The following is an 18133-nucleotide window of genomic DNA, read 5'->3' on the forward strand; positions in this document are numbered from 1 at the left end:
TTATACTCAGCCGGACCAGAACAGGAGATAAATTTGTTTAAAGCCATTGTTGTTGTATTGGCAGCCTGCGCGCTTAGCGGCTGTGGAAGCATTATTAGCCGGGCGGTGCCGGGACAAGGGCACGGAAACCAGTATTATCCCGGCGTACAGTGGGATGTACGCGACAGCGCATGGCGTTACATCACGGTTCTGGATTTGCCTTTTTCTCTGGTCTTTGACACGCTGTTGCTGCCACTCGACGCCAGCCACGGGCCTTACGAATAATAAACTGTCATGCCGTAAACGCGGCTCCCTTTTATGAAAAAAACCGAAGGAAGTAGATTCCTTCGGGTTAATTATTGGAGTCTTAAACGCGTTACAGGAAGTTTATCTGCACATTTGCATTCGCGGCAATCGTACCTGGTGTCGCGCGTTTAGTGTAATCTGCCAGAACCACATCAGCCTGCATGATAATTTGTGCCGTACCAAATTCGTTAATGGTACTGGATGAGGTATGGCCGGTGTTAATGGCTACAACGGGATGCGCGTTGCCTACCTGCTCATAAAACGCAACAGCAACGTTCTCCGCTGCACCTGGTACCATTTGAGTACTCAGCAGCTCATTATTTATGGAGTCGGCAACTCCCAGCACTGTAGCGGAAACCTTGAGATCTTTATGACAACCTGAAATTTCAATCAGATAGAGGTTATCATGTTTGGGGCCATTTTCCACCAGAGAGATATCCTCTGGAGAAATATTATCAAAAGATAAACTGCTGGGTGCGGTAACCACACATGCGCTCAACGGTATAACATTACCGGTGACTTGCATTTCGTAGGTACCCAGCGTGTCGCCTGCATTGACCATCCCTGTGAATCCGATAGCGGCAGCAGTCATTGCAAAAAAGAAAAAGTTTTTTTTCATAGTTAAAGCCCTGAGAATTTTTATAAAGTGAATAGATGTCAATCCTCTGTCCACTATTAGTTGAATATATTACAGGTAGTCGATCTTGAATTGTGCCGTAGAAGAAACCTGGCCAGGTTCAATTTCTTTCGAACCATCTGCTTTAGCCATAGCAACCACCAGTCCTACATTCATATCAGGAATGTCAGTGTCTTTAACAAAAGTCTGAGATGCACCACCAACAGTTAACTGATTGTAATAAGGATAAGTCCAGACGCCTATACCCACATTGGATGCAGAACCCGTTTGAGCATTATTAGCCAGCAGGGTGGAATCAGTGGCGTCAGGCGTACCCTGAAGGCTGAGGGCAAAAGTTGTTTTTTCGGAACCACAGTTTTCAAATACGATGTGCGTTTCGCCGGTAAAAACCGTAGGGGTTTGATCGCTGGTTTTGATCTGAGAATCGACGACATTTTCAAGATCAATAGAAGGCTTGACCGAGACGCTACAGTTTGTACTGTTGACGATGGCACCGGAAATGGTCAGTGGCACAATGTTGTCTGTTGCTGCGTTCGAGACTCCAGGCAGTAATATACTTGCCGCCAGTGATGCTAACAAAATAGACTTATTAAATTTTTTCATACTCTGTTCCTTTGAGTGTGTAAATATCAAACCTTATCCGCCGGATGACGAATAGGATTTGATATTTATTCCACAAGTACCAACTCCCATTCTTTTTTCAACCATAAAGTCAAATTCAGTTTAACGTAGCTAAATGTCTATTCACATCGTAACAGGAGGTTATGGTTGTCCAAAATGACACTACAAGTGATTGTTAAATTAATGACAGGAAAAGCAGGAGGGAGTATTCATGCAGAGAATAGATATTGGCATTTTAAATACGAAAATATAAATAAAGAGAAAAAATATTGCTGAATGGGAAATTAAACAGGGACGATTTATATCCAGGTGTTACGGCATAAATCGTCCTGACGGGAGGATTAAGTGTGATGCAAATTGCCGAACGTTTTCTGCGTGTTAACGCTCATCCCACTCATCCGCTGCGGTTTGTCCCTCTTCAGTATCCAGCGGGGGTTCAAGCTGAAATTCACCTTCATCCCATTCGTGCAGAGTGTTCTCCTCAAGCCATTCCTGGCGCAGTTCGATTTCATCGTAGTCACCGTCGAAAACAGCCTGAGCGCCTTCGCCACTGAGTATTGGCAGACATTCCCCGGCTTCGCCCTCATCGGCGAAGAATTCGGCCTGCCACATAATATCGCCGTCCTGCAGGACATACTTTTGGATATTTAGCTGCTGAATATCCGCATCGTCTTGCTCAACGCCAGCGTTGTCGGCGAGAAACTCTTCACGAGCGGCATCAATAGCTTCTTCCAGCGTGGCATACATAGTCATCGGTGTCTCCCTGTGATTTGCAGTGGTGTTCAGGGAAAGAATAGCTGATTCTCTGATTTTGCAAGTATGAATGCGCTAATAAGTTCTTTCCCGGGAGCATTATTTACGCAATGTTAACCGTGGATCGCGCGAGGCACTACGAGCGGGGCGTGCGGCGCGGGTCATGCTCCACCATGAGTAAATAGCGTTAAACATCACAATGCTTGCCGTCACCAGGAACACGGCGCGAAAACCAAAGCTGGCAGAGATCCCGGCACCGACCAGCGGGCCCGTGACGTTGCCGATATCACGAAACGACTGGTTATAGCTGAATATTCGTCCGGCGATTTGGTTGGTGGAGTTGTAAACCAGAAGCGTCTGCACGGCGGGGAGCAGAGCGCCATCCGCCGCACCGAGTAAAAATCGCAATATACCCAGTTGCCACGGGGTCTGTACGAATGACATCGGAACGAGCAGAAGCACAGAGATCACCAGCGCGGCGATAAGAATTTTCTCCGGACCAATACGATCCCCCAGTTTTCCCAGACGCGGTGCGCTTAACAGCGCTGCGACGCCAGGCACGGAGGCGATCATTCCGCTGATAAATGCGATGTTACTGACGTTCCCCGCCAGATCGCGTACATAGAGCGTGAGAATAGGGGCAATCGAGCCTGTGGCAACCTGAATAATCATGGTCGTCACGAAGAGACTCAGGACCAGCCTGGGAGACTTCAGAGAGCTAATGACCTCGCGAGCGTGCAGCATCTCTTTTTTGGGAACCGGGGTGAATTTTTCACGGATGCAGAACCAGGTGACCAGAAAACAGGCAAAGAGCACGCTGGCGGTGATGAAGAAAACGGGACGCAATCCGTAGCTGTCGGCCATCAGTCCACCCGCCAGCGGCCCTAACAGTGCGCCACTGACCGCACCGGTTGACAATGTCCCGAGCGCCCAGCCACTTTTCTGTCGCGGAATTTGGGTCGCGATAAGCGCGTTGGCGTTAGGCACAAAACCACCTAATAACCCCAGCAGGGCGCGCAAAATCATGAATTGCCAGATATTTTGCGCCAGTCCCATCAGCACCATAATAATCGACATCCCCAGCGCGGAGCGCAGCAGCATGATCTTACGGCCTTTGCGATCGGCAAGGCCACCCCAGAAGGGCGAAGCAATGGCTGAGAAAAGAAAGGTGATGCTGAAGACCAGACCCGACCACATATTCAGCGCGCTATGTCCGGTGACGCCGAGATGTTCGACATACAGCGGAAGAAAAGGCATGACCAGGCTGAAACCGGCGCCCGTCAGAAAGCAGCCGATCCAGGCAACCGCGAGGTTACGTTTCCAGTTTATGGGGGCATCTGTGGGTGACATAACCATCCGAAAAACGATAAAAAGAGGTAGTAAGCCTGCTAATTATGCGCCTGCGTTATGATTGCTGCAATGCGGTAAGGCTTTTAAAGCTAAAGGAGGATGCGGCCCTCGGGAGAGCCGCAGGAGAATTAATAGCGCGATGGCACGCCTTCCGGTCGGGTTTTAAAGCGTCGATGCAGCCACATGTACTGTTCTGGCGCGAGCATGATGCATTTTTCCACCACGCCGTTCATCCATCGGGCGGTCGTCTCGGCGTCGTCGAGCGGAGGGGCGCACTCTGGCTCCAGCATCATCAGCTCATAGCCACGACCATCGGGTTTACGACGCGGGACAAAGGGAACCAGCGCCGCTTTGGACATTCGCGCCAGCATCCAGGTCCCGCTGGTCGTCGCCGCGTGCTGTACGGCAAAAAAGGGAACAAAGACGCTGGATTGTTTCCCGTAGTCGTGGTCCGGGGCGTACCAGATCACTTCCCCGTTTTTCAGCGCTCTAATCATGCCCTTGAGATCTTTACGATCGATCATGCTTTTGTTGGAGCGCATACGCCCCCAGGTCTGCAGCAGATCGATAACCGGATTATCATTAGGACGATAGACGCCGATTCCAGGCGCCTGCATCCCAAACATTCGTGCCCCAATCTCAAGCGTAAGAAAATGAATACCAATCAGCAAAACGCCTGTTTTTTGCGCCTGCAAAGTATGCACCGGTTCCATACCGGTACCCGTCACCTCAAACCAGCGTGACATACGCTTATCTGACCAGAACCATGCCATTCCCGTTTCCATCAGACCCATGCCCACAGATTCGAAGTTTTTCCTGATCATCCGCTGGCGCTCTGGCTCGCCCATCTCCGGAAAGCAGAGTTCCAGATTACGCGTGGCGATTTTAACGCGACGCTTCATAAAGCGTTGCGCCAGATGGCCGAGGCCGCATCCTATACGATAAATCAGCGGATAGGGGAGCTGTACCAGCAGCCATAAAAGACCAATGCCGAACCAGGTTGGCCAATGACGAGGGTGGAGCAGCTCCGTAGTAAATTTAGGTAAATGGGTCATGTCTTTCCTGTTTTAACGTCCTTATGTCATCATTCTCGCATTTTTTAAATTCATAACCAAAATGATTAGCCGATATATGGGCGTTTTTGCAGCGGATGTTGCTACTTTATAATTTGGATGAGAGAAATGTAGCGCAAAATGTGGGGATGTAAATTCTCATTGTATGCTATATGATGCCGCGGATTTTCATTCTCTTAACGATTGCAGGAACCGTACACCATGCCAGTGTTACACAACCGCATTTCGAATGAGACGTTAAAAGCACGCATGCTGGCGGAAACCGAACCGCGTGTAACGATCTCATTCTACAAGTATTTTCATATTGCCGAACCTCAGGTCACCCGTGATGCCCTCTATAAAGCGTTTGAAACACTGAATGTGTTCGGACGCGTGTATCTGGCGCATGAAGGGATCAATGCGCAAATTAGCGTGCCAGAAAGCAAAGTGAATGCGCTGCGCGATTTTCTTTATGGCTTTGACCCGGCGCTGAACAATCTGCGTCTCAATATCGCGCTGGATGATGACGGCAAATCCTTCTGGGTGCTGCGCATGAAAGTGCGCGAACGTATCGTCGCTGACGGTATTGACGACCCGTCATTTAACCCGGGCGATGTGGGTGAGTATCTGAAAGCGGCAGAAGTGAACGCCATGCTGGACGATCCGGATGCCGTATTCATTGATATGCGCAATCATTATGAATATGAGGTCGGGCACTTTGAAAATGCCCTGGAAATCCCGGCAGATACCTTCCGTGAACAGCTTCCTAAAGCGGTTGAAATGATGCAGGAACATAAAGATAAAAAAATCGTTATGTACTGTACCGGGGGGATCCGCTGCGAAAAAGCCAGTGCCTGGATGAAACACAGTGGTTTCAATAAGGTCTGGCATATTGAAGGGGGGATTATTGAATACGCCCGCCGTGCGCGTGAGCAAGGGCTGCCGGTTCGCTTTATCGGCAAGAACTTTGTGTTCGATGAGCGTATGGGCGAGCGCATTTCGGAAGATGTGATCGCGAATTGCCATCAGTGTGGTGCGCCCTGTGATACCCACACCAACTGCAAAAATGACGGATGCCATCTGCTGTTCATTCAGTGTCCGGCCTGTGCCGAGAAGTTCAGAGGCTGTTGCAGCGAAGTGTGTAGCGAAGAGAGTGTGCTGCCAGAAGAAGAGCAGCGGCGCCTGCGGGCTGGCCGTGAAAACGGCAATAAAATCTTCAATAAGTCTCGTGGGCGACTGAATACCAAACTGGGGATCCCGGACCCGGAATAATCCGAAAAATCCCGGCCACGTCATATGGCCGGGATTTTCTTATTATGACTTCTGCTGAACGCCTTCCACAGAAATAATCAAGTCCACTTCCTGCGATGCCGGTCCTAAATCGGTGGTGATATTAAAGTCCTTCAGACGAATTTTGCCTTCCGCCTCAAAGCCGGCGCGTTTGCCGCCCCAGGGGTCATCGCCCTGACCGATTAATTTTGCTTCAAGCTTAACGGGTTTGGTCACACCGTTCAGCGTCAGGTTGCCGGTAATATCCAGCGCCTCGCCCTCTTTTTTGACTTCTGTCGATGTGAACGTCGCCTGCGGGAATTTCGCCACGTTCAGGAACTCGGCGCTGCGCAGATGTTTATCACGCTCTGCGTGGTTAGTATCCAGGCTGTTGGTATTAATGGTGACATTCACTTTATCCGCAGCGGGATTTTTTTCATCAAAACTAAACGTGCCGTCGAAATCTTTAAATGTGCCGTACAGCCAGCTGTATCCCAGATGCTGAATGCGGAAATTAACGAAGGCATGCTGACCTTCTTTATCAATTTTATAATCCGCAGCGACGGCAGATCCGGTGGTGAATAACAGCGAACCTAATGCAATACCCAGCAGGTGTTTTTTCATTTTATGCTCCAGAGTCAATGGACGATCGGCCCAGCATGCGCTTGAGCGTATCATCCTTATCGATGAAATGATGTTTAAGGGCCGCGAGGCCATGAAGGACAGATAAAATAACGACGCCCCACGCCAGCCACAGATGTATCTGACCGGCCAGATCAGCCTGTGAACCCGCATCCGCCAACGTGGCGGGAACCTCAAAGAGGCCAAACACGCTGATGGGTTTGCCGTCTGCGGTTGAAATCAAATAGCCGCTGATCAGAATGGCGAAAAGGATCGTATAAAGTGCGATATGAGCGCTGACGGCACTTACACGCGTCAGCGCGCTATGGCTTTCAGGAGCCGGGGGCGGCGGAGAAATATGTCGCCAGACGATGCGGACAACCAGCGCCATCATCAGCAGGATGCCGATGCTTTTATGCAGTTCAGGTGCCTGATGATACCAGCCATCGTAATAGCTCAGTGTGACCATCCACAGACCCAGGCCGAACATAGCATACACCGCGAGAGCAATTAACCAGTGCAGCAGCATGGATATTAATCCATAGCGTGCAGAAGAATTACGCAGTTGCATAAAGATGACCATTCCCAATTAAATTGAGAGGTAAAAATGGCCTGTGAAAAACATTATTGCAACTGATATTTAAGAATAAGGATTATTCATTTTTCTATTTCAATTTTTTTGATTGTGATTCGGTGTTTTGTTTCAGTGTATTCGAGGTTTTTACGGTTTTACTTAGCGTTGTTACTATTTATTGGCATTTTTTATGATTCAAAATATTTGCTGATAAATCAAATAAATCTAAAGTATTGTCAATTATCGTCAGTTTTTCTTGTCAGAAAAATACAATATAAATAACATCAATAATCGCCAGCAAGGACCACAGTAAAATATAGAGCATCAGATGCTCACGTATATTGTTAATGAGATAGTTGAAGACTCTGCGCATTATTATGTCCGGTAAGGCAGGATAAAGGCTCCGCGCGTCCGGAGCCAGAAAGGGCGATTATCCGTTAAAACGGGAGAGCGAGAAGGGGGTAAGATCAAACGGCGGCGTCTTTCCCTGCGCAAACTGTGCGGCGATTTCACCCAGCACCGAAGCAAACTTAAAGCCGTGTCCGCTCAGGCCGGTAATGAGCAACGTGTTGGCATGACCGGGAAGCGTATCAATGATGAAATCTTCGTCAGGAGTATTGTCGTAAGTGCAGGCCGCCCCGTGCAGCAGGCCACCAATACCCGGCAGAATCTGACGTAAAAAGTGAAAGGCTTCTGCCCCATCGCCGGGGTTTGCGCCAAACGGTTTACGGTCATCTGGCGAGGAGATAATTTGTCCACCGTTGTGCTTACCAATCTTAAGCGCGTCTTTTTCTGACGGGAAACTGTAAAACTGGTCACCGTTGGGTAACTCGCCGGTGAACGCCGGGAATTTATTCTGCGTACTGAAACGTCCATCCGCCTGGAACCATGAAAAGACTTTGCGCACCGGCTGAACCGGCAGGTCAGGCATGAGTTTTGTTACCCACGTTCCGGCACTGACCAGCAGGCGAGACGCGGTGAACTGACCCTCCGCCGTATCCACCGTGACGCCATCTTCCTCGTGATGAATGGCGGTGACGGGGCAATTGAAGAGCTGCGCGCAGCCCGCGTGTTCAGCAAGTGAAATCCATGTTTTTATCGCGGTTTCGCAATGCAACACGCCAGAATTTGCTTCAAAGAGACCAATGTAATTATCGGGTACCACAATCTCAGGCCAGCGTTGCATGACCGCGCTGGCATCCAGTCGCTCAACGTTAAGAGCGAACTGCTGCGCGCTATGTTCTACGTTTGCCAGAAATTCGGAGTCGGCTGGGCCAAGATTGACTACGCCGGTGCGCTCAAAAATCCGTTCCTCACTGAGGGCGGCCAGTTCATCCCATAATTCTTGTGCTCTTAACACCAGCGGGACATAGCGCTCACCTTCGCCATAAGCGTGACGAATAAGACGAGTGTCGCCGTGATGACTGCCTTCTGCATGAGGGGGATGATGCGCATCGATCATCAGGACTTTGAGGCCTGCCTGCGTGGCGTAATAACCTGCTGCAGAACCCACGGAGCCGCTTCCTAAAATAATTAAGTCGTATTTCATGAGGATCTCTTAAATCGGGACTTTAGTTTGCAGAGTAATTAAGTTGCAGAGTTGATACAAGCGGGAAATAAATGAGGCACCGCAAGGGTGCCTGTTGAGTGAATGTAGGGCATAAAATTAATGCCGACGATACTCATTTTCCTGGTAGTCGCCAGATTCTATTTTGGCAATACCTGCCTCTAAAATAGAAATAAATTGACGCGCGACATCAGTGGTTAACCACAGTGTCTGTCCAACTTCCGCTTCTTCACGGCTTGGCTGATTCGGGGTCTGGTAGTGCAAACGCAGCATCAGTGCGTCGTAGCTGTCTACGGTACTGATATCCCATCCAACAAGAGGATGGGTCTGGATGACTTCATTATTCTTTTCCATCATAACCCCCGTAATACGTGTGAGAAGACAACGACTGTGAGGTTCAATGCGTGTTTTTCTGAAGCAACTTCAGTATATCAATAAATAAGGGTTATGCAGGGGAAAATAAACAGGCTGCAACACATTTTTCTGCTTTTTAGGATTGTTTGAACAATAAAGCGTCATCTTATTCACGTTTTTTTAAGAAGACAGACAATTATTTTGAACTTAACGGAAAGGGATAAAAAAGCCGGGGCGACCCGGCAAAAAATGACAATGAGGGAGCAATAATTAATCGGTGATAAACCAGTCGTCGGCACTCTCCCAGGTCTCCTGGAGGATTTCGCTTATGCGGTCTTTGTCGTCTTTCGCCGCGCCGAGGACGGAGAGATTGTTAGCGGCCGCGTAACGCACGGTGACGGCACCGCCACGATCGGGAAAACTGTTATTAATACGACGGGATAACTCACCCGCAAGCGCATCCAGTGCGCCAGCAGGCAAGACAGTGGTTTTGGCGATAGTCACTTCAATACGCATAATTGCCCCCTGTGTAATATACTGTTTATTTATACAGTTATATTATGCAACTTACAACAGGGGGAACAAAAAATTAGCGTTTTACCGTCCAGTGTACGGTTTCACCGGCCAGGAACGGGATCAATGTATCATCCGCCAGGGCGATAGATTCTGCTATCTGGCTCTCTTTACGTTCCAGTTCGATGAAGGTTTCATTCACGGGCAGACCGTAGAAACGCGGGCCATTGAGTGAGCAGAAAGCCTCGAAGTGCTCCAGCGCGCCCATCTCTTCAAAGACGGTTGCGTAACTGGCAAGCGCCGTTGGCGCATTGAAACAACCGGCGCATCCGCAGCTGGCTTCTTTACGATGACGCGCATGCGGCGCTGAGTCAGTCCCCAGGAAAGCACGCGTAAACCCGCTGGCGACCAGCTCACGCAGCGCCTGCTGATGGGTATTACGTTTCAGGATCGGCAGGCAGTAGAGGTGCGGACGAACGCCGCCCACCAGCATATGGTTACGGTTAAACATCAGATGCTGCGGGGTGATAGTGGCTGCGAGCCGCTCGTTACCGTCGCGCACATACTCGGCGGCATCTTTAGTCGTAATGTGTTCAAAGACCACCTTCAGACCCGGTAAACGCTGGCGCAGTGGCTCCATCACCGTGTCGATAAATCGGGCTTCGCGGTCAAAAATATCAATCTCAGCATGGGTCACTTCGCCGTGCACCAAAAGCGGCATCCCCAGTTTTTCCATGCGCTCAAGAACCGGCATGATGGCATCAATGCTGGTCACGCCATGACTGGAGTTGGTGGTGGCGTTGGCCGGATAGAGTTTTGCGGCGGTGAAGACGCCTTCGTTAAAGCCGCGTTCGACCTCGTTCGGATCGAGTGAATCGGTCAGGTAGCAGGTCATCAACGGGGTGAAATCATGGCCTGCCGGGATGGCATCAAGAATGCGCTGGCGATAGGCTACAGCGGCTTCAACGGTGGTGACTGGCGGGACCAGGTTAGGCATAACAATCGCGCGGCCATAGATTTCACTGGTGTAAGGGACAACGGTGTTAAGCATATCGCCATCGCGCAGATGGATATGCCAGTCGTCAGGGCGGCGGATTTTCAGAACCTGGGGTTGTGCAGTCATTGATATGCTCCGGCTTATCAGGAATCAGTCATAAGGATGGCTGTTTTTGCCGGACACAAATCATAAGCGTAAACGTTTTCGTTTGCACACATTTCCGTAAAACTATCGTGCAATAAAAAGGACGCCAGCGGCGCCCTTAACGTTAGTCTGTGAACGGGATAATAATTTCACCCGGCTTCACTTCAATACCTTTGGCATATTTCTTCGCTAAGGCTTCACCCTTGCTCTTGTCTTCGCTCAGGACATACGCAGGTTGCTGATTGAAATAGTTACGCAGCGACTGGTTCAGATAGGGCATCAGCGTTTGCAACACCGGTTTCATTTTTTCCGGCGTGACTTGGGCGTCGGTGATCTCCATCTCCTGCAGATAAATCGCCCCTTTCTCCTTATTGAAGACCGGCAGCGCTTTAAGCTTGAGCTTGATGTTGGCTTTCTGGCTGCCAAACAGAGAGTTCATATCCAGCTTTGCATCACCGGACAACACCACTTTGTTTGGCTCTTCGCGGCCAATCTGGCTGACCAGCTGGCTCAATACGATATGGGCATCGGCCACACCCGGCACGCCAATATCTTTTGAAAAGTTATTATGTTTTTCCAGCGCCTGATTAATTTCCTGTTCACTGACGGTGTACTGTGTAAGCTGGTTACAACCCACCAGCAGGCCGCTGATAAGTAATGCAGCAGCAATAATGATTTTATTCATGGGCTTCCTCAACATGATCCCGGCGCTCTGTCCTGAGGCACAAGTATGTCAGGCGGTGAATCCTGAGACCAGCAGAAAAAGCTGATAGTGAAGAGGCGGGAGGCAGCTCCCGCCATGAACGGCACTAAATAGCCTGAGAGGAAAGCAGATTGATTTGCGTTTGCTTCGCCATATTGTCGCGATAGTCAGCCACCCGCGTTGGCCATTGAATTCCGGCCACCAGAGTCAGGTTGCGCAGAAGCGGGAAGAGATGAATGTCATCGTCGGACAGCTCGCCATTCACCGCATTGGGCTTAACGATCAGTTTGTCCAGCGCGCGCAGATCGTCACTGATATTTTTTACCAGGCCCGCCGAGTGGGAGAGGTGCTCGGCAAAATTGCCAATGGCGGCCTCTTTTTTCTCGACGAAATACGCCCGCGCCTGCGGTGTGGCAAATTCATCAAAAGCGCCTTTGGCAAAACGCGGGATAAGCAGGCGGTTAACGTAGCCATTGACCTTACGCAGCCACTCTTCAATGGCCCGGTTTTGTTGACCGGTGAGCAGCGGCGCGCCATCAAGCTTATCAACGTAGTGAACGATATCCATGCTTTCAGGGAGATAGCGACTGTCGTCTTTTTGCAGAATCGGGGCCATTTTCTTGCCGATCATGCGGGTGGGGGTCGCTTCGTCATCGTTGAGCAGCGTGACTAACTCAACCGGGAGATTCTTCAGCCCAAAGATCATCCGGGCTTTCAGGCAGAACGGGCAGTGATCGTAGATATAAAGCTTCACGTTTCTCCTCCATTTGTTGATCGTCAGTCTTCAGTATGGAGGAGAAAAAAGCATCATTCAAATCAAGCGCCTGGTTCAAGCATACCGCGGGTGATCCGTTTCTGGCTAAATTGCCACCACAACGCCAGCAGCGTCATAAAGCCCACCACACCCAGCATCATCCAGGGTAACTCCGGCTGATTGAGCGCTTTTCCTGCATCAAACAGCCAGCCGCCGCCTGCGTATCCGAGCGCACCGCCAAAGGCCAGACCCAAACGGCTAAAGCCCATATAGCTGCCACGAGCCCGAGGATCGGCAAGCCCGGCGCTCAGCGTTTCGCGAGCCGGTTCAGCGATGATTGAGCCAATGTAGAAGGTGCAAATCAGGATAAACAGCTGCTGCAGAGTGCTCACCAGACCAATTGGCATCATGCTGAGGGTCATGAGGAGCAGACCCGCCATCAGGCGATGTTCCAGGCGAAAACGTTTCTCGCTCCAGCGAGCAATAGGGTAGAGCAGCGTGAGCGACAGGCTGGCTTCAATGGCATACATCCATTTGACCGCCGCCGGAGAACCGGCAATATCGTTGACCATGATCGGGAGCATGAGCATGACCTGCACCGCCAGCATGTAATAACCCGTCAGGGTGAGCACGTAAGTCACAAAGCGTTTATCAGCCAGGACCCGACCCAGCCCTTCACGCACGGGCGCTTTCACCGTCGAGAGCTTCCATGCGGGCAGCAGCCAGGCGTTAAACGCCGCGCAGAGGATAAACAGAATCGCGCCGGTCGCGCAGACCAGACGGAAATCGTATTGCAGCAGCCAGCTTCCCAGCAGCGCACCAATCACCGCTCCGGCGCTGTCCTGCATCATTAGTAAGGAGAAAAAGCGACCGCGATGTTGCGGGCGAATCAATTTCACCACCAGCGCGGTGCGCGGGGGATCAAACAGCGTGCCGCCAATCCCGGAGAGGAAACAGGAGAACCACAGCAGCCAGGGATCATGCGCGATCCCCATCGTGGCAAATCCCGCCGCGCGCAGCAGCATGCCGGTGACAATCATCGGTTTTGCCCCAAAGCGATCGGCGATGGCGCCGCCAAAAACGCCCAGTCCTTGCTGCACAAACTGACGCAAGCCCAGCGCAATACCCACCATTAATGCCGCCCAGCCCATTTGATCCACAAAGCGAATGGAGATCAGCGGGAACACGACAAAAAAGCCAAGTACCACCAGCATATTATCGACGAGAAGGAAATATTTACCCAGGTTCCTTGCCTGTGATACGCGGGACATTTTTACTCCAGGGAAATACGCGCCATCCTGCAGGCTGGCTCCGCGTCGGCTGTGTCCCGAATCCCGTTTAACAACGTTTATCGTTGTTGCCGGAGATCGCCGGAACTGCCGCCTGGATGCAACCTGAATGATTTTGTGTAATGAAAGATGAGCACGCTAATATTCTGCGGTGTCGTGGTCTTTTTTCCCACACTGCCAGCGACAATATTTTTTTATCAAAAGGACGCTTTGATTCAGGTTTTTAATCGAATTATGTGAAATCAACGAAAAATGGTATGTCCCTGTTTTCACAGAAAGCACAGGCACAGGTATAGTAAAGCTAACGGGTAGAGCGGAAGTAACGGGAAGGAGTAGAAGAGATGTTTGGCTATCGCAGTAACGTGCCAAAAGTGCGCCTGACAACAGACAGACTGGTCGTTCGTCTGGTGCATGAGCGTGATGCCTGGCGTCTGGCAGATTATTACGCCGAAAATCGCCAGTTTTTAAAGCCCTGGGAACCCGTACGGGATGAAAGCCACTGTTATCCTTCTGGCTGGCAGGCTCGCTTAAGTATGATCGCTGAGTTTCATAAGCAAGGCAGCGCCTTTTATTTCGCGCTGCTGGATCCTGATGAGAAAGAAATTATCGGCATTGCCAACTTCTCCAACGTCGTTCGCGGGTCGTTTCATGCCTGCTATCTCGGCTACTCCATCGGCCAGAAATGGCAGGGGCAAGGGCTGATGTTTGAAGCGCTGACCAGCGCGATTCGTTATATGCAGCGTACTCAGCACATCCACCGCATTATGGCCAACTATATGCCGCACAATCAGCGTAGCGGCGATCTGCTGGCGCGTCTTGGTTTTGAGAAAGAGGGTTACGCCAAAGATTATTTACTGATCGACGGCGAGTGGCGCGACCACGTGCTAACGGCGTTAACCACGAAAGAATGGACCGCAGGTCGTTAAGGAGAAAAAATGAAATATCAGTTAACCGCCCCTGAAGCGCGCGTGATCGGTTGTCTGCTGGAAAAGCAGGTGACCACCCCGGAACAGTATCCGCTTTCAGTCAATGCGGTGACGATGGCCTGTAACCAAAAGACCAACCGCGAGCCGGTGCTCAATCTCAGCGAGCATGAGGTTCAGGAACAACTCGACGCGCTGGTTAAACGCCACTATCTGCGCACCGTCAGCGGATTTGGCAATCGCGTCACCAAGTATGAGCAGCGTTTCTGTAACTCCGAATTTGGCGATTTGAAACTCAGCCCGGCGGAAGTGGCGCTGATCACCACGCTACTGCTGCGAGGGCCGCAGACGCCGGGCGAGTTGCGATCACGCGCTTCACGGATGCATGAATTCAGCGATATGCAGGAGGTGGAGCAGACCCTGGAACGCCTCGCGGCCCGTGAAGATGGCCCGTTTGTCCTGCGCCTGGCGCGCGAGCCGGGCAAACGCGAAAGCCGCTATATGCATCTGTTCAGCGGTGACGTTGAAACACCGCCTGTGGCGATGGAAACTGTCGCTCCGGCGGCGGACGACACGCTGACCGCTCGGGTTGAAGCCCTGGAAAACGAAGTGGCCGAACTTAAACAGCGTCTGGATTCTCTGCTGGCGCATCTGGGAGACTAACGGTGACGAAATTACGTATTGGCGTGGTCGGACTGGGCGGGATTGCGCAAAAAGCCTGGCTACCGGTACTCGGGGCGGCAACCGACTGGACGCTGCAAGGCGCCTGGTCGCCGACCCGCGAAAAAGCCCAGTGCATCTGCGAAACCTGGCGTATCCCGTATGCCGCATCGCTGAGGGATTTAGCCAGTGAATGTGATGCAGTGTTTGTCCACACCTCCACCGCGACGCACTATCAGGTGGTGAGTGAATTACTCAACGCCGGTGTTCACGTCTGCGTCGATAAACCGCTGGCAGAAAACGTGCAGGATGCTGAGCGTCTGATTGACCTGGCGGCGCGTAAAAATCTGACGCTGATGGTCGGTTTTAACCGCCGCTTTGCCCCGCTGTATCAGGATTTGAAAGCGCAACTGGGCGGTGCGGCGTCGCTGCGTATGGATAAACATCGCAGCGACAGTATCGGACCAAACGATTTACGTTTTACGCTGCTGGATGACTATCTGCACGTGGTTGACACTGCGCTGTGGCTCACCAGTGGGTCCGCGCAGCTGAAGAGTGGGGTGCTGCAAACCAACGAGCGGGGCGAAATGGTCTACGCGGAGCACCACTTTGCGATTGATCATCTGCAGGTGACGACCAGCATGCATCGTCGCGCCGGAAGCCAGCGCGAATCGGTCCAGGCCGTGACCGACGGCGCACTCTTTGATGTGACCGATATGCGCGAATGGCGCGAGGAGAAAGGAAGCGGCGTGGTCACTCGTCCGATCCCAGGCTGGCAGAGCACGCTGGAGCAGCGCGGCTTTGCCGGGTGCGCGCGTCATTTCATTGCGTGTGTGCAAAATCAGACGGTTCCTGAAACCGCGGGCGAGCATGCGATTCTGGCGCAGCGTATCGTTGAAAAGCTGTGGCGAGAGGCGATGAGCGAATGAAGACAGTTTAAACCTGTCACATCTGCGGATAGTAATTCGCTTAAATATGGGTAGACTAAGCGCTTCTTTTAACGCCTGCATTGCAGGCGTTTTGCCGTGTGGTTGTGGAAATTCACGTTAATGAACTTATTAAAATCGCTGGCGGCAGTCAGCTCGATGACCATGTTTTCTCGCGTGTTGGGATTTGCGCGCGATGCGATCGTGGCAAGAGTGTTTGGCGCGGGTATGGCAACAGACGCCTTCTTCGTGGCGTTTAAGCTGCCCAACCTGTTGCGCCGCATTTTTGCGGAAGGGGCGTTTTCCCAGGCGTTTGTGCCGATTCTGGCGGAATACAAAAGCAAGCAGGGCGAAGATGCGACCCGGGTATTTGTCTCGTATGTTTCCGGGCTGCTGACCCTGGCGCTGGCCATTGTGACGGTGATCGGGATGCTGGCAGCGCCGTGGGTCATTATGGTGACGGCCCCGGGTTTTGCCGATACGGCGGATAAATTCACCCTCACCACGCAACTTCTGCGCATTACCTTCCCCTATATTCTGTTGATTTCACTGGCTTCGCTGGTGGGGGCGATCCTCAATACCTGGAACCGTTTTTCGGTCCCGGCATTTGCACCGACTTTCCTCAACGTCAGCATGATCGGCTTTGCCCTGTTCGCGGCTCCGCATTTCCATCCGCCGGTGCTGGCGCTGGCCTGGGCGGTTACCGTCGGAGGCGTATTACAGCTGGCTTATCAGCTGCCGCACCTGAAAAAGATCGGCATGCTGGTGCTGCCGCGCATTAATTTCCGTGATGCCGGGGCGATGCGGGTCATCAAGCAGATGGGACCGGCTATTCTTGGTGTCTCCGTCAGCCAGATCTCGCTGATTATCAATACTATCTTCGCCTCGTTCCTGGTTTCGGGCTCGGTCTCGTGGATGTATTACGCCGATCGTCTGATGGAATTTCCGTCCGGTGTTCTGGGCGTGGCGCTGGGGACGATTTTGCTCCCGTCGCTTTCCAGAAGTTTTGCCAGCGGTAACCACGACGAGTATTGCCGTCTGATGGACTGGGGTCTTCGCCTCTGCTTCCTGCTGGCGCTGCCGAGTGCGGTTGCGCTGGGGATTCTGGCAAAGCCATTGACCGTTTCGTTATTCCAGTACGGTAAATTCAGTGCTTTCGATGCGTTGATGACGCAGCGCGCGCTGGTGGCCTATTCGGTGGGTTTGATGGGGTTGATCGTGGTTAAGGTGCTGGCGCCGGGGTTCTATTCCCGCCAGGACATCAAAACGCCGGTCAAAATTGCTATCGTTACGCTGGTCATGACGCAGTTAATGAACCTGGCCTTTATCGGCCCGCTGAAGCATGCTGGTTTGTCTCTGTCGATTGGTTTAGGGGCGTGTCTGAATGCCGGTCTGCTTTACTGGCAGCTGCGTAAGCAGGATATTTTCACGCCGCAGCCGGGCTGGATGCGCTTCCTGATTCGACTGGTGATTGCGGTTCTGGTGATGGCGGCCGCGCTGGTCGGGATGATGTACGTGATGCCGGAGTGGTCGCTCGGCACGATGCCTTATCGTCTGCTGCGCCTGATGGCGGTCGTCGGCGTTGGAATTGTAGCCTACTTTGCCACCCTGGCTGTACTGGGCTTTAAAGTCAAAGAGTTTGCCCGCCGCACGGCGTAAACGCCAAAAGGGGAGTCACCTGATGGTGCTCCCCGTCGTGCATTTAATCGCTATCGCGACTAAATCGAAATCTTCTTCCCGCCGCCGCGCGAACTGGATGTCTGGCCATTTGCGCCATACAGCCCAGGCTCCTGATGAGGTTTCAATACCTCAAGCGCCTGTTGGTTGCGTTCAATCTGTCCTTCTAACAGCCAGCCGTTGTGCTGGTTGAGATCGCGAAGGTGCCGCGTTTTTTCAGTAATGGTCTGCCAGCGCTCAACAATATCGTCATTAGCGCTGGGTCGCGGGTCTTGCTCCGCACGACGCTGCTGTTCCAGATAATCCAGGGTAGCCAGTAGCGAGCTTTTTTCTTCAGTAATACGCTGTAACGCGCTGCCGCTGACATAGCCCGCGGATAGCTGCTGCTGTTCGGCATCCATCACCGTCTTCAGGTCGTTCAGGACAACCGTCATCTGATCCAGTATTTCTGACAGTCGACTCAT

The 18133-nt window shown here is 51.8% G+C and carries 22 protein-coding genes; 6 read left to right on the top strand and 16 right to left on the bottom strand.

What is annotated here, in order from left to right:
* Window positions 1–45 precede the first annotated feature (45 nt).
* Window positions 46–264 (top strand): YceK/YidQ family lipoprotein, encoded by a 219-nt coding sequence (locus tag SOM82_RS07815; RefSeq protein WP_320461213.1) that lies wholly within the window; start codon window positions 46–48, stop codon window positions 262–264.
* A gap of 91 nt (window positions 265–355) precedes the next feature.
* Here the strand turns inward: SOM82_RS07815 and SOM82_RS07820 are convergent, their stop codons facing one another.
* From SOM82_RS07820 to SOM82_RS07840, 5 genes are all read right to left on the bottom strand, one after another.
* Window positions 356–904, bottom strand: a complete 549-nt coding sequence (locus SOM82_RS07820; protein ID WP_320461170.1) for a fimbrial protein — start codon at window positions 902–904, stop codon at window positions 356–358.
* Window positions 905–973: 69 nt separating this feature from the next.
* Window positions 974–1525, bottom strand: a complete 552-nt coding sequence (locus SOM82_RS07825; protein ID WP_320461171.1) for a fimbrial protein — start codon at window positions 1523–1525, stop codon at window positions 974–976.
* A 396-nt stretch (window positions 1526–1921) separates the two neighbouring features.
* Window positions 1922–2296: a MysB family protein gene (locus SOM82_RS07830; RefSeq protein ID WP_154125039.1), complete on the bottom strand. Its 375-nt coding sequence runs from the start codon at window positions 2294–2296 to the stop codon at window positions 1922–1924.
* Window positions 2297–2395: 99 nt separating this feature from the next.
* Window positions 2396–3646, bottom strand: coding sequence for a multidrug efflux MFS transporter MdtG (gene mdtG / locus SOM82_RS07835; protein ID WP_320461172.1), 1251 nt, complete (start codon window positions 3644–3646; stop codon window positions 2396–2398).
* Window positions 3647–3774: 128 nt separating this feature from the next.
* Complete coding sequence (locus SOM82_RS07840; protein WP_154125041.1) at window positions 3775–4701, bottom strand: Kdo(2)-lipid IV(A) acyltransferase; 927 nt, start codon at window positions 4699–4701, stop codon at window positions 3775–3777.
* Between the two features lie 219 nt (window positions 4702–4920).
* Between SOM82_RS07840 and trhO the strand changes: the two genes are divergently transcribed.
* Window positions 4921–5970, top strand: coding sequence for an oxygen-dependent tRNA uridine(34) hydroxylase TrhO (trhO, locus tag SOM82_RS07845; protein ID WP_320461173.1), 1050 nt, complete (start codon window positions 4921–4923; stop codon window positions 5968–5970).
* Window positions 5971–6012: 42 nt separating this feature from the next.
* Here trhO and SOM82_RS07850 read toward each other — a convergent pair whose 3' ends face one another.
* From SOM82_RS07850 to mdtH, 10 genes are all read right to left on the bottom strand, one after another.
* On the bottom strand, window positions 6013–6591 hold the full coding sequence (locus SOM82_RS07850) for a YceI family protein (RefSeq protein ID WP_320461174.1): 579 nt from the start codon (window positions 6589–6591) through the stop codon (window positions 6013–6015).
* A 1-nt stretch (window position 6592) separates the two neighbouring features.
* Window positions 6593–7159, bottom strand: a complete 567-nt coding sequence (locus tag SOM82_RS07855; RefSeq protein ID WP_320461175.1) for a cytochrome b — start codon at window positions 7157–7159, stop codon at window positions 6593–6595.
* 262 nt (window positions 7160–7421) lie between these two features.
* Window positions 7422–7535: a YceO family protein gene (locus tag SOM82_RS07860; protein ID WP_320461176.1), complete on the bottom strand. Its 114-nt coding sequence runs from the start codon at window positions 7533–7535 to the stop codon at window positions 7422–7424.
* A gap of 57 nt (window positions 7536–7592) precedes the next feature.
* Window positions 7593–8711, bottom strand: a complete 1119-nt coding sequence (gene solA, locus SOM82_RS07865) for an N-methyl-L-tryptophan oxidase (RefSeq protein WP_320461177.1) — start codon at window positions 8709–8711, stop codon at window positions 7593–7595.
* A gap of 117 nt (window positions 8712–8828) precedes the next feature.
* The gene (bssS, locus tag SOM82_RS07870; RefSeq protein WP_095281565.1) at window positions 8829–9083 is read right to left on the bottom strand and encodes a biofilm formation regulator BssS; all 255 of its coding nucleotides are present in this window, start codon (window positions 9081–9083) and stop codon (window positions 8829–8831) included.
* Between the two features lie 270 nt (window positions 9084–9353).
* On the bottom strand, window positions 9354–9599 hold the full coding sequence (gene dinI / locus SOM82_RS07875; RefSeq protein ID WP_154125047.1) for a DNA damage-inducible protein I: 246 nt from the start codon (window positions 9597–9599) through the stop codon (window positions 9354–9356).
* 73 nt (window positions 9600–9672) lie between these two features.
* The gene (pyrC, locus tag SOM82_RS07880) at window positions 9673–10719 is read right to left on the bottom strand and encodes a dihydroorotase (protein WP_320461178.1); all 1047 of its coding nucleotides are present in this window, start codon (window positions 10717–10719) and stop codon (window positions 9673–9675) included.
* A gap of 142 nt (window positions 10720–10861) precedes the next feature.
* The gene (locus SOM82_RS07885) at window positions 10862–11422 is read right to left on the bottom strand and encodes a lipoprotein (protein WP_320461179.1); all 561 of its coding nucleotides are present in this window, start codon (window positions 11420–11422) and stop codon (window positions 10862–10864) included.
* 124 nt (window positions 11423–11546) lie between these two features.
* Window positions 11547–12194, bottom strand: a complete 648-nt coding sequence (gene grxB, locus SOM82_RS07890) for a glutaredoxin 2 (RefSeq protein WP_320461180.1) — start codon at window positions 12192–12194, stop codon at window positions 11547–11549.
* 62 nt (window positions 12195–12256) lie between these two features.
* A complete protein-coding gene (mdtH, locus tag SOM82_RS07895) occupies window positions 12257–13465 on the bottom strand; it encodes a multidrug efflux MFS transporter MdtH (RefSeq protein WP_154125051.1) in 1209 nt (402 codons plus the stop codon).
* Window positions 13466–13824: 359 nt separating this feature from the next.
* On the opposite strand from mdtH, the gene rimJ reads away from it, so the two are divergent.
* The 4 genes from rimJ to murJ all read left to right on the top strand — a co-directional run bounded on the left by rimJ (window position 13825) and on the right by murJ (window position 17651).
* Window positions 13825–14409, top strand: coding sequence for a ribosomal protein S5-alanine N-acetyltransferase (rimJ, locus tag SOM82_RS07900; protein ID WP_154125052.1), 585 nt, complete (start codon window positions 13825–13827; stop codon window positions 14407–14409).
* A 9-nt stretch (window positions 14410–14418) separates the two neighbouring features.
* Complete coding sequence (locus tag SOM82_RS07905) at window positions 14419–15069, top strand: YceH family protein (RefSeq protein ID WP_320461181.1); 651 nt, start codon at window positions 14419–14421, stop codon at window positions 15067–15069.
* Window positions 15070–15071: 2 nt separating this feature from the next.
* A complete protein-coding gene (locus SOM82_RS07910; protein WP_320461182.1) occupies window positions 15072–15995 on the top strand; it encodes a Gfo/Idh/MocA family protein in 924 nt (307 codons plus the stop codon).
* Between the two features lie 120 nt (window positions 15996–16115).
* Complete coding sequence (gene murJ, locus SOM82_RS07915) at window positions 16116–17651, top strand: murein biosynthesis integral membrane protein MurJ (RefSeq protein WP_320461183.1); 1536 nt, start codon at window positions 16116–16118, stop codon at window positions 17649–17651.
* 59 nt (window positions 17652–17710) lie between these two features.
* On the opposite strand, the gene flgN is transcribed toward murJ, so the two are convergent.
* A complete protein-coding gene (gene flgN / locus SOM82_RS07920) occupies window positions 17711–18133 on the bottom strand; it encodes a flagella biosynthesis chaperone FlgN (RefSeq protein WP_154125055.1) in 423 nt (140 codons plus the stop codon).

The organism is Lelliottia sp. CFBP8978 (assembly GCF_034046055.2).
Classification (GTDB): Bacteria; Pseudomonadota; Gammaproteobacteria; order Enterobacterales; family Enterobacteriaceae; genus Enterobacter.